At 75.7% G+C, this 12,055-nt stretch carries 9 protein-coding genes; 6 read left to right on the forward strand and 3 right to left on the reverse strand.

What is annotated here, in order from left to right; all coding sequences use genetic code 11:
* Positions 1–52: 52 nt before the first annotated feature.
* The 6 genes from ACFU6K_RS03595 to ACFU6K_RS03620 all read left to right on the forward strand — a co-directional run bounded on the left by ACFU6K_RS03595 (position 53) and on the right by ACFU6K_RS03620 (position 8,758).
* Positions 53–1,111 (forward strand): trypsin-like peptidase domain-containing protein, encoded by a 1,059-nt coding sequence (locus ACFU6K_RS03595; protein ID WP_380660661.1) that lies wholly within the window; start codon positions 53–55, stop codon positions 1,109–1,111.
* 4 nt (positions 1,112–1,115) lie between these two features.
* Entirely contained in the window at positions 1,116–2,225 is a 1,110-nt protein-coding gene (locus tag ACFU6K_RS03600) for an effector-associated domain EAD1-containing protein (RefSeq protein ID WP_380660662.1), read from the forward strand.
* Between the two features lie 5 nt (positions 2,226–2,230).
* The gene (locus tag ACFU6K_RS03605) at positions 2,231–6,322 is read left to right on the forward strand and encodes an AAA family ATPase (RefSeq protein WP_380660663.1); all 4,092 of its coding nucleotides are present in this window, start codon (positions 2,231–2,233) and stop codon (positions 6,320–6,322) included.
* 304 nt (positions 6,323–6,626) lie between these two features.
* The gene (locus ACFU6K_RS03610) at positions 6,627–7,049 is read left to right on the forward strand and encodes a BlaI/MecI/CopY family transcriptional regulator (RefSeq protein ID WP_380660664.1); all 423 of its coding nucleotides are present in this window, start codon (positions 6,627–6,629) and stop codon (positions 7,047–7,049) included.
* A complete protein-coding gene (locus ACFU6K_RS03615; protein WP_380660665.1) occupies positions 7,046–7,993 on the forward strand; it encodes a M48 family metalloprotease in 948 nt (315 codons plus the stop codon). Before ACFU6K_RS03610 ends, ACFU6K_RS03615 begins: the two co-directional genes overlap by 4 nt.
* Before the next feature lie 195 nt (positions 7,994–8,188).
* On the forward strand, positions 8,189–8,758 hold the full coding sequence (locus ACFU6K_RS03620) for a MarR family winged helix-turn-helix transcriptional regulator (protein ID WP_380660666.1): 570 nt from the start codon (positions 8,189–8,191) through the stop codon (positions 8,756–8,758).
* Positions 8,759–8,783: 25 nt separating this feature from the next.
* On the opposite strand, the gene ACFU6K_RS03625 is transcribed toward ACFU6K_RS03620, so the two are convergent.
* From ACFU6K_RS03625 to ACFU6K_RS03635, 3 genes are all read right to left on the reverse strand, one after another.
* Positions 8,784–10,325, reverse strand: a complete 1,542-nt coding sequence (locus ACFU6K_RS03625) for an ABC transporter ATP-binding protein (RefSeq protein WP_380660667.1) — start codon at positions 10,323–10,325, stop codon at positions 8,784–8,786.
* Positions 10,322–11,191, reverse strand: coding sequence for an ABC transporter permease (locus ACFU6K_RS03630; RefSeq protein ID WP_380660668.1), 870 nt, complete (start codon positions 11,189–11,191; stop codon positions 10,322–10,324). The genes ACFU6K_RS03625 and ACFU6K_RS03630 overlap by 4 nt, the downstream gene beginning before the upstream one ends.
* Positions 11,188–12,055, reverse strand: an 868-nt coding sequence (locus ACFU6K_RS03635) for an ABC transporter permease (RefSeq protein WP_380660669.1), incomplete at its 5' end; no start/stop codon positions are given. The genes ACFU6K_RS03630 and ACFU6K_RS03635, both read right to left, overlap by 4 nt.

Raw genomic sequence — 12,055 nt, forward strand, 5'->3', positions numbered from 1 at the left:
CGGCCTCCCGACAGCACCCCTCCCCCCTCTCCGACGAGCGAGCACACAGGGCATGGCGACGACGACCCCCGCACCGCGAACGACCCACTTCCTGGACAGCTACCCCTTCCGGTGGACCGACCCCGGTGCCGTCGAACTCCGCGACCTGCTCGCCTCCGTCCACTTCCGGGTCAACCCGGTGGTGGAGCTGGCCCAGCAGACGGGCATCCCCCCGGCCGAGGTCAACTGGGACCAGCCGATGTCCCTGGTCTGGTTCGACCTCATCACCGTCGCCCGGAAACAGGAGAAGCTCCGCCCGCTGCTCGACCGGATCGCCGCGGGCCCCGACCGGGCCCTCGCCGCCCGCGTCCGCGAACTGCTCGCCGCCCAGCCCGTGCTCCCCGCCCCCGAACCGGAGCTCCCGGCGGGCACCTGGGCCGCCTTCCGGGACCCGGACGGGCAGGAACGCCAGATCTTCCGCGCCTCCGGGTTCCAGGACGTCGCCTTCCTGCGCCGCGGCGCCGAACTCGCCACCGCCGTCTGCCGCCTGCTGGTCACCCACGCCGACGGCCGGGCCTGTTACGGCACCGCCTTCCGGATCGGGCCCGACCTCCTGCTGACCAACCACCACGTCCTGTACTCCGGGGGCCGGCCCGCCGAGGCGGTCGAGGCCTGGTTCGGCTACGAGCGGGACCTCGACGGACGGGAGCTCCGCTACCGCACCGTCCGCTGCGACCCCGCCACCGCCGTCGGCCGGCCCGAGGACGACTGGGCCGTGATCCGCGCCGCCGAGCCCCTGCCCGAGGACGCCCTGGTGGTGCCGATCCCCGACCGGGCCACCGTCGCCGAGGACGACCGGGTCTGCATCATCCAGCACCCGCACGGACTGGTGAAGAAGCTCGCCGCCCGGCACAACGTCGTCCGGCACGTGGACGAGCAGGTCGTGCAGTACTGGACGGACACCGAGTACGGCTCCTCCGGCTCCCCCGTCTTCGACGAGCGCTGGCGGCTGGTCGCCCTGCACCGGCGCCACGTCCGGATCGGGGACCGGCTCAGCGCCTCGGAGTTCCGCAACGAGGGACTCCGGATCGAGCGGGTGGCCGAGGGCCTGGCCGCCGCCGGGGTGAGGTGAGCCGGTGGCACTGCTGGACCTGCGCGCGTTCCCGAACGAGGACCCCAGAGCCGCGGAGCTGCTCAGGGCCCTCATGTACACCTACGGCCTCCCGCAGCCGGCCCGGCAGATCGTCGCCCGCGCCGGCATCGCCGAGGCCGAGATCGCCTGGCAGGGGGCGATGCTCGACGTCTGGCCGGACATCGTCGAGAAGGCCGCGGCGACCGGACGGCTGCGCAGGCTCGTCGAGGTCGTCGCTGAGGACCCGAACTCCCGTGCCGCCACACCGGTGTTCGCGTACCTGCTCGCCGAGCAGCGCACGTTGCAACCCGCCGAACAGGCCACCGACCCGTTCGGCCACGGGCTGATCAACGACCGGCAGCGCGCCTTCTTCGACCGGAAGTCCCTCCGCTCCCGGCTTCGGGAGATGGTCCTCGACCGCGGCCACCGCGTGCTCACCGTCGAAGGCGGTCCGCGCACCGGACGGACCTTCACCTGGTTCCTCATCCACCACGTGCTCGCGAGCCAGGGGATCCACCCGTGCCGGATCCGGATGAGCGAGTACACCGAGCCGGTCCGGGTGGCCGAACTCACCGGGTTCCTCAACGACGAGTTCCGCGAGTGGAGCGTGGAGATCGACCACCACTCCTCCGAGGACCAGCAGGCGGACCGGCTGGTCAGCCAACTCAGGGGCCGGATGCGGGAGGAGCGGCGGTTCGTCCCGGCGCAGCCCCGGCACTGGCTCGTCTTCGACGACTCGGAGTCCGTCCGCTTCACCGAACCCGCCCTGCGCGCGGTCGTCCGGCTGGTGCAGGCGGTGGTCGAGGAGGAGATGGCGGACCGGCTGCGGATCGTCCTGCTCGCCTACGACGGCTGGCTGCCGCCGGACGTCGCGGGGTACACGGCCAGGGAACAGCTGGGCCCGATCGGCATCGAGGACCTCCACGACTTCTTCCGGACGGTCGCGGCGGAGGCCGGCCGCCCGATCGACGCCGACACCGCCCGCGGCCTCGCCGCCAAGGTGCTGAGCGAGACCGGCCACGACGGCTGCCTCCCCGACGGCCCGCTGCCCCTGACCGCCGCGATCCAGCACACGGCTGCCGGCCTCGGCCGAAGCCTCTACCAGGGATGTTGACGACGGTGACCGAGACTCTCACGATGCCCGACGCCGACTCCGACTACCGCGAACGGACCGTCCTGCTGGGCGCGTTCACCGCCGAGAGCCTGGCGGCGACCACGCCGGGCGCGGACCCGGCCGAACCCGACGCCTCCCTGCGGGACTTCCTCCTCCAGGACTGCGAACGGGTCACCACCCGGGACGGCCGCCGCTGGCGGCTCGCCCCCGAGGTCCGCACCCACACCATCGAGACCCTGGGCCGCCCGGAACGCCTGCTGGCCACCCTCACCACCGCGCCCCGTACGGAGGGCGACGCCGCACGCGACTGGGCCGAACGGTTCCTCGCCGCACGGACCCCGCCGCTGGAGGAACAGGACTTCGACGAGCTGTACGCGGCCCTCACCGTGGTCGGCTGGTTCCGCGACGCCCCCCGCGCCCGGGCCGCCCTCGCCGACCGCGGACTGGAACTGCCGTCCGCCGACGAGGTGCAGCACCACCTCAAGCGGGCCCGGCTGCTGCAGCCGCTCCAGGCGCTCGCCGACGAGAGCTTCACCGGACGGGAGTTCGAACTCGGCACGCTGGCCGCCTACACGGACGCCAGGAGCGGCTACTCCCCCTGGCTCCTGGTGCACGGGCCGGGCGGGGTCGGCAAGTCCACGCTGCTGTCGCGCTTCCTCCTGGACCGCGCCGGACCGGCCCCCGTCGCCCACGTCTACCTCACCTTCGAGCGTCCCGAGCTGGCGCCGGAACGCCCGCTCACCGTCCTGGTCGAGGCCGTCCGCCAGGTCGCCCTGCTGGCACCGGCCATGCGCGAGCGGGCCGACGCCCTGGAGGCCTCCCTCCGCCGCACCGTCGCCGCCGACCTCCGGTCGGAGCGGGACCGCAGCTCCTCCTCCGGGCGCCGGACCTCAGGCCGCCACGACACCGACGTGCTGCTCCACCAGGTCGGCGTCTTCCTGGCGGCCTTCGGGGCCGACCACGGCGGCCGGGCGCCGCTGCTCGTCCTCGACACCTTCGAGCGGGTGCAGCGGCGCGGCCAGTACGCCCTGCGCCGCCTGCTGCACGCCCTGGACGACCTGCGGTGGAGCTGCCCGAACCTGCGCGTGATCGCCGCCGGCCGCGCGCCCGTCGACGACCCCCGCTTCCGGTCCCTCCCGCTGGAAGGCTTCGACCCGCCGACGGCCCGCCGCTACCTGCGCCGCCAGGTCGCCGAACTCGCCGGGCGCACCGACGAGGAACTCGACCTGGTCACCGACACCGTCGGCCGGAGCCCGCTCAACCTCAAGCTGGCCGCCGCCCTGCTCCGCCGCGAGGCCGACGCCCTGCGGGACCCGGCGCTGCACCACCAGCTCCGGCGGAAGCTGGAGGCCGAGACCGTCCAGGGCGTGCTGTACCGGCGCATCCTCGACCACCTGGAGGACCACGACCTGCGCCGCATCGCCAGCCCCGGCCTGATCGTCCGGAAGGTCACGCCGGAGGTCATCCGCCACGTCCTGGCCGAGCCGTGCGGACTCGGCGCCGTGGACGAGGAGCGCGCGTGGGACCTCTTCGACCGCTTCCGGGACGAGGTCTCCCTCGTCGAGGAGGTGCCGGGCCAGGACGCGGTCCGCCACCGGACCGACGTCCGCGCCGTCATGCTGCCACTGCTCCGTCGCGACCACGCCGAGGTCGTGGAGCTGATCCACCGCCGGGCGGTCGCCCACTACGAGAACGACGGCGACCGGGTCGAGGAGCTGTACCACCGGCTGGCCCTGGGCGAGCCGACCGCGACCCTCGACGCCCGGTGGGAGGAGGAGGCGGGCCGGCTGCTGGAGGAGGCCGACGAGGAGCTGCCGCCCCGCTCGCGGGTCTACCTCGCCGAGCAGCTGGGGAACATCGCCCCCGCCGAACTCCGGGCGCAGGCCGACGACGAGACCTGGGCCCGGCAGGCAAGGCGCGCCGGAGACCAGTTCCTCGTGGACGACCGCCCGGAGGAGGTGTTGGCACTCCTCCGGGAACGACCTCATGTCCAGGCCTCCGCGTTGCGCATCAAGGCCCTGGCCGCCCTGCACCGTTGGGACGAGGTGGATACCCTGGCCGACCTCATGCTCGCCACCGAGCCCGACCCGACCACCACCTCGGTCCTGTTCATCCTGCGTTCCCAAGGCGCCGCGAGCCGTGGGGACTTCGGCTCCGCCCACGACCTGCTCAACCGGGCCCTGCTCGCGGCAGAGGACCTTCAGGACACGGTGATCACCCTCGGGATCATGGCAGCCCTCCTGGGCCTGCACAGAAAAGGCGGCTCTCTCGACTCACCTGACGCCCGACAGCTCCGTACTCGTACACTCTCGCTCGTCAGTGATCTGAACCCGCACGACATCACTCGAAACCCTGAACTCATCCGCATCATCGCCACCGAACTCGGCGACGATGCGCCCGAATTGGTCGCCTATACCGCCCAGAATTCCGGCGTCGACCTCTCCGACGGAGGGACCGCCGCCCTCCGTGAGGCCCTCACCGCGGAGGAGCTCCAGGACTTCATCCGGACCACCGGCATCGACGTCCCGCTCCCCGCGACCGACACCGCCGACCCCGAACCCGCCGCCACCAGCGTGGACTTCGGCGACGCCGTCCACACCTACATCGGCGAAGGAGGCAAGTACGCCGAGGCCCTGAACGACGCGGTGGTGCAGAACCTCCGGCACGAGGTGGACTTCGCCGCGCCCTCCGCCCCCGCCCGCGACGTCACCCACGACGCCGTCGTCCTCCTCCCCGGCCACATGGGCAGTTCACTCCTCGACACCGAGACCGGCCGGCGCGTCTGGGGCGACCTCAGACCCACCACCCTCCTCCGGCTGAGCCTCACCGACGACTCCTCGCTGCGCGTCACCCCCGACGAGCGGGCGGGGGCGACCGGCCGACTGCGCCCCGACGGCCTGCTGCGCGCCCCGGCCTGGCTCTCGACGCTCGGCGGCCTGGAGACCTACCAACCCCTGCTGGACGCCCTGCACGCCACCGTCCTCCACGAGGACGCGGTTCTGCCGTTCCCCTACGACTGGCGGCTCTCCGCCGAGGTGAACGCGCGGCTGCTGGCCGGGGCCGCCCACCGCCACCTGGCGGACTGGCGCGTGAGCCCGCACCGCCGCCGGGCGGGGGCGTCCGACGAGGAGCCCCGGCTGGTCTTCGTCGCCCACTCCACCGGCGGGCTCGTCGCCCGGGCGGCGCTGGCGGCCGACTCCCGGCTGGCGGCGCTCACCCGCGACCTGCTCACCATCGCCACGCCCTTCCACGGCACCCCCGCGGTCGCCGGGATGCTGGGCGGCCGCCGACGGTTCCTGCCGCGCCCACTGTCCGGGCCGGCCGCCACCCTGCCGGGGGTGTACGACCTGCTGCCGACCTTCCGCTGCGTCGAGACCGACGACGGGCTGCGCCGGCTGCACCTCGACGACGTCCTCCACCTCGGCGGCGACCCGGAGCTCGCCGCCGCCGCCATGGCGGCACGGGCGGCGGAGTCCCGCGCGGCCTTCCTCCCGCGCACCCGCGCCGTGGTCGGCATCGGCCAACCGACCGTCCAGGGGCTACGGTTGGCCGGGGACGGCCTCGAACCGGTGCTGACGGCACCGCGCACCCACGACGACGGCCGCCCGTACCGGAGCGATACCGGTGAGGTCGTCCGCTGGGACCGTGGCGGGGACGGCCTCGTCCCGCGCGACGCCGCCGCGCCCTCCGCCTCGAACGCCGTGCTGTTCGTGTCCGGCCGGCACGGCACCCTCTGCTCCGATCCGCGGGTCCTGGAGCTCGTCCGGTCCGTCCTCACCGGGCGGCGGCCGGCCGCCGTCCGGCCCCGCCCGGTCACCGACGCCCTCCAGCGCCCGGGCCTCGGCCTGTCCCTCCCCGAGACGACCGCCCCGGGCCAGCCCTGGCCGCTCATGGTGCACGGCGCGTCACCGGGCGACGCCGTCTGCCGCATCACCGACGAGGCCACCGGGGCGACCGTCGCCACGCCCCGACTGCTCCTCAGCGACGCGACCCTGGTCGCCGCCGTCACCCTCCCCCGCCCGGGCCTCTACCGGGTCACCGTCGCCTCCGGCCCCGACCGCGTCAGCGACCTCCTCCTCACCACCGGCCCCGACTGACCCCACCGGCGGACGGGCGGCCGGGGCCCGCGGCTCCAACCACCCGCTCCACCGTTTCCGCCGCCGACGGACGTCAGCCCGCCGAGGGGCGGCGGTCGGAGCGCAGTCGCTCGACCCCGGAGGACCGTCGAAGGCGGTCCTCCGGGCAGCGCGGTGTCAGCGGCCCGTAAAGTTAGCTGAGGCACACCTAACATCGCGGGCGCGTCGCCCTCGGCGCGGGCAGCGGCGGCGCGGAGCACGGACCCCGGCGTCGCACGGCCCGTTCCGGTGTGCCCGCCGGAGAGCCGCGAGAACGGGAGTGGAGATGCTGGGTGGCGGTCGGGACGCCAGACGTCCGCACGGGGAGCTGGTCGCGGACGTGCTGGCGGTGCTGTGGGCGGCCGGCGAGCCGCTGACCGCCCAGCAGGTCAAGGAGACCCTCGACCAGGGGCTGGCCCGCACCACCGTGGCGACGATCCTCACCCGCCTGCACGAGAAGGGCACCCTGGTCCGCAGCCGCCCCGGGCGGTCCTTCGCCTACGCCCCCGTGGAGGACGCCGCCGGACTGGCCGCCGGGCGGATGCGCCGGGAGCTGGAGAAGGAGCCCCAGCGCGACCTGGTGCTGAAGCGGTTCGTCTCCTCACTCTCCGAGGACGACGAGGACGTCCTGCGCCGCCTGCTCCTCGACGCCCGGCCGGAGGGCGAGGCCACGGCGGAAGCCGCCACCGAACGCAAGGACGACGCATGAGCCTGGTCCTGGTGCTCGTCGCCCTGGCCCTGCTGGTCCCCTGGGCCGCGGTGCCGGCGGCCCGCCGCCTGGCGGTCCTGCTTCCGCCGCGCGAGGCCTCGTTCACCCTCGCCGGCGCGGCCGTCCTGCTGGCGGGCGGCACCGTCGCGGCCCTCGTCGGCCTGTTCCACGTCCCGTTCCTGGCGGGCCTGGAGCACCTGCCGCTGTCCCGCGTCCTCGCCCGGTGGCCCGCCGTGCTGCCGGTGTCCGGCGCCGCCGGCGTGCTGCTGGCCGTCCAGGCCGTACGGCTGGGGCGGCGGTGGCGGAGGCAGCGCGCGCTGCTCGCCCGCGCCTGGGACCTGACCGACGGCGCGACGAGCGACGGCGACCTGCTCGTGGTCGCGGGCGAGGACGCGGAGGCCTTCGCCCTGCCCGCCCACCGGGGGCGCCCCGGCCGGGTCGTCGTCTCGGCCGGCATGCTCCGCGCGCTGGGGCCGACGGAGCGGGCGGTGCTGCTCGCCCACGAGCGCGCCCACCTGAGGGGCCGCCACCACCTGCTCTCGGCCGCTGTCGACCTCGCCGCCGCCGTCCACCCCGCGCTGGGCCGGCTGGGTAGCGACCTCGACTACCACCTGGAGCGGTGGGCCGACGAGCAGGCCGCCCGCGCGGTCGCCGACCGGCGCACCGCCGCGACCGCCATCGCCCGGGCCGCCCTGGCCGGATCGCCGTCCGCCCGCCCGGTCCCGGGGCCGCTGCTGTCGGTGAGCTCCGGGCCGGTGCCCCAGCGCGTCCAGGCGCTCCTGGGCCCCGCGCCCGCCCGACCGACCGGGCAGCGCGCGCGGGCCGCCGTCGCCCTGCTCGCGACCGTCGCGGTCGCGGCCCTGCTCGGCGTGGGCCTGGCCTACGGGCTGCACGAGTACGTCGAGTACGCCGCCCGGGCCCTGCTGGCGCACGGCACCGTTTGACGACATCGATGTAGACCAACTGTTCGGGCCCGGGTATGGTGAGCCTCGGCTTGCCCGCGCGGGCCGTGCCGCCGTCGTCCGTCGACGGTCAGCCGTCCGTCGGCGATCGGAGACCGTGTCCACCCGGTCCCGGGGCCCGGTACTCCCCTGCGGGCGCCGCCGGCACGGTGGCCTTCCCGGACGATTGGACCTGGTGTGTACGACGGGAGGACGGGGTCGACGAGCCCCTTCGAACAGACCGTCTACCTCCTGTCGACGGCCGGCCGGGCGGTCGACGGCCTGCTGGCCGGGCGCCTCGACTCGCGCGGGATGGGCCGCGCCCACCAGACGCTGCTGTCCGCACTCGCCCAGCTGGGGCCGCACGGGCGCCACGACCTCGTCGAGCGCGCCGCCGCGACCGGGACCGACGCCGCCCAGGCACTGGACGACCTGCTGTCGGCGGGCCTGGTGCACTCCATGGTCGTCCACATCGGCGGACGGCAGGAGGTGCTGACGATCACCCCGGCCGGGCAGGCGGCGCTGGACGTGCTGCACGAGGACGCCTCCGCCGTCCAGGAGGACCTGCTCGCCCCGTTGACGAAGGGCCAGCGCGCCGAGCTCAACTCCCTGCTGCGGCGGGTGTGCGCGGCGGCCGGCCGCGGCGCGGGACGCCGTACGCCCGCGTGGCCGGGCCCCCGCTGGGTGCTGACCGGCGGACAGCGCCGGAGGTGGGTCGTCGAGCAGGACGGCGCCGCGAGCCCCGAGAGGGCCGCGCGCGGCCGGTGAACGGGGCGCCGTGACCGGCGCCGGGTCAGCGCACGCTGCCCGCGGGCTGTTTGCCGACCGGCGGTGCGGGCAGCGGCCCCCCGAGGGGCAGGACCTGGTCGGCGCGGCCGGTGACCAGCGGAAGGTCGTGGCTGACCAGGACCACCGCCAGGCCCCGACCGGTCCGCAGGCCGTCGAGGAGGTCCATGAGCGCGGCGGCGGTGTCGGCGTCGAGGGCCGAGGTGACCTCGTCGCAGAGCAGCACGTCGGGTTCGGCGGCCAGCGCGCGGGCCAGGGAGACCCGCTGGCGCTGCCCGCCGGAGAGCTCGTGGGGGTGGCGGGCCGCGTAGTGCGCGGGCAGGCCGACGGCGTCGAGCAGTTCGGCGACGCGCTGCTCGCACCGGGCGGCAGGCAGGGCGAAGTGCAGCGTCAGCGGCCGGGTGAGGGTGGCGCCGACGGTACGGGCCGGGTTGAGTGCGCCCAGGGGGTTCTGCGGGACGAGCTGGATGCGGCGGCGCTGGTCGCGGGTGCGGCGCCGGTAGGAGGCGGCCAGCGGCCGGTCGTGGAGCGTGAGGGTGCCGGTGTCGGGCGTGTGGAGTCCGGCGAGGGTGCGGACCAGGGTGGTCTTGCCGCAGCCTGACGAGCCGACGATTCCGGTGAGGGTGCCCGGGGTCAGGTCGAGGTCGACGTCCGCGAGGACGGTGCGCCGGGTGCGGCCGCTGCCCGCGTGGGCGCCGAGCGCCCGCACGCTCAGCACGGGGCCGCCGCCCTCGGTGGGCCGGGGCCCGCTCTCGGCCACCACCGTCACCGGGCGGGCCGACGCGGACGGCGGGGACGGCGCGGACGGCGGGGACGGCGGGGACGGCGGGGCCTGCGCGGGCCACAGGGCGAGGGCCTCGTCGGCGCAGCGGGCCACGAAGTCGGGGTCGTGGCTGGTGAAGGCGACGGCGATGCCCTCGCGCTCGGCGATGGAGCGCAGCAGTTCGGCGATGTCGTCGCGCAGGGCGGCGTCGAGACCGGCGGTGGGTTCGTCGAGCAGGAGGATCTCCGGCCGACGGGCGAGGGCCCGGGCGAGGGCGACCCGCCGCTGCTGGCCGCCGGACAGCCCCGCGGTGCGGCGGTGTTCGAGGCGCTCGTCGGCGGGCAGGCGGACGGTGCGCAGCAGTTCGGGTACGGAGGTGCCGCGGCGGTCGGCGGCGGTCTCGGTGACGAGGCGCTCGACGCGCATCCTCGGGTTGAGGCCCGAGCCGGGGTCCTGGCCGACGAAGGCGAGCCGGTGGCGGCGGAGGCGGCGCAGTTCCTCGGGCGGCAGGGCGAGGATGTCCCGGCCGAGGACGTCGACGGTTCCGGCGCTGACGCGGGCGCCGGGCGGGAGCGCTCCGACGAGGGCGCGCAGCAGGGTGGTCTTGCCGGCGCCGGAGGGGCCGGTGATGGCGTGGACGCGGCCCGGGACGAGGGCGAGGTCGGCGTCGGTGAGCAGGGGCGTGTCCCCGAGCATGACGGTCAGGCCGGTGGCGCGGGCGGCCGGGGCGGGGATGCGCACGGCGGGGGTGTTCACAGCGGGGGTGTTCACAGCGGGGGTGCTCACAGCGGGGTCTCCGGGGTGGGCCGGGCCGGGGCGAGGGCTTCGGCGGCGAGGTTGACGCTGATGGCGAGCAGGCCGATGGCCAGGCAGGGCGCGCCGACCGCCCAGGGGTTGAGGGTGATGCCCGCGGCGTTCTCGCGGATCATCAGCGCCCAGTCGGCTTCGGGTGGTTGGGGGCCGAGTTGGAGGAACGCGGCGACGGAGACGATGTAGACGCCTTCGACGAAGCGCAGGCCGAACAGCGCGAGCAGGGTGGAGCGCAGGTTGGGCAGGACCTCGCGGAGCATCAGGTGTCCCAGCCGTTCGCCGCCCGCGGCCGCCGCCTCGATGTAGCCGGTGGCGGCGATGGGGGCGGCCGCGGCGGCGACGATGCGCACCGCGTACGGGATGCCCAGGAGGACGGCGGCGGCCGCGACGGCCAGGCGTCCCCCGGCGGGCCAGGCCAGGGCGATGAGCATGATGGCGAGGACGGAGGGAAGGAGGATCGTCAGGTCGGCGAGGCGTTCGATCCACCGGCCCAGCCGGGGCCGCAGGGCGGCGAGGATGCCGAGGGCGGTGGCGGCCGCGGTGACGACGCCGGCGATGGCCAGGGCGGTGGCGATCAGGGGCGCGCCGCCGGTCAGCAGGCGGCTGAGGACGTCGCGGCCGAGCTGGTCGCCGCCGAGCGGTGCGTCGGCGCCGGCCCCGGCGTACGGGAAGGTGACCGGGGTATCGATCGGGTGGGGCGCCAGGAACGGCCCGGCGAGGGCGAGGACGACGAGGAGCAGCGCAGGGACGGCGCGGACGAGCGCGCGCGCCGTGCGCCTGGTGGCGGGGGCGGTGGCGGGCGCGGGCGCGGGGGCCGCTGCTGTCGGGGCGTCGGCGGTCATCGGCGCTCCTCTCCGAGGGCGGTGGTGCGGACGAGGTCGGCCAGCAGCAGGAGCAGGCTGATGGCGGCGCCGGCCGCGGCCACGACTCCGGCGATGAGCGGGGTGTCGCGGTCGGTGATGGCTCCGGCCAGGACGGCGCCGATGCCGGGGTAGTTGAAGAGGGTCTCGACGACGACGGTGCCGCCCAGCAGCATGCCGGCGGAGGTGGCGATGCCGACGGCGATGGCGGGCAGCGCGCCGGGGAGCATGTGGTGGCCGAGGACGCGCCGGCGCGGCAGCCCGTCGAGGACGGCGGCCTGGACGTGCGGCAGCGCGGCCTGGTCGGCGAGGGCGCCGCGCACGATGCGGGTGTTCCAGCCGATCTGGGGGACGGCCAGGGAGAGCAGCGGCAGGACGAGCATCGTCCACGATTCGGGGGCGCCGTCGGGGCCGGTGAGGGTGACGGCGGGCAGCCAGCCGGTCCACTGGGACAGCAGGAGCAGCAGGGCGACGGAGACGACGAACTCCGGCAGGGCGAACGCGGCGGTGGAGAGCGCGTCGATGGCCCGGTCGGTGCGCCCGCCGGGGCGCAGCGCGGCCCAACTGCCCAGGGCGAGGGCGCCGATGGTGCTCAGGGCGAGGGCCAGGGTGCCGAGCAGCAGGGTGTTGGGGAAGGGGCCGGCGAGGACGTCGGTGACGTGCTGGCCGCGCGCGGTGGTGCCGAGGTCGCCGGTGGGCAGGCCGGTCATCCAGTCCCAGAAGCGTTCCGCGACCGGGCGGTCGAGCCCGAGGGCGGTGCGGCGGGCGGCAAGGTCGGCGGCGGTGACGCCGCGGTCGGAGGTCGCCCCGGCGGCGTCGCCGGGGAGGAGCTCGACGGCGGCGAAG

The sequence above is a fragment of the Kitasatospora sp. NPDC057512 genome, assembly GCF_042802135.1.
In the GTDB taxonomy this organism is placed as follows: Bacteria; Actinomycetota; Actinomycetes; order Streptomycetales; family Streptomycetaceae; genus Kitasatospora.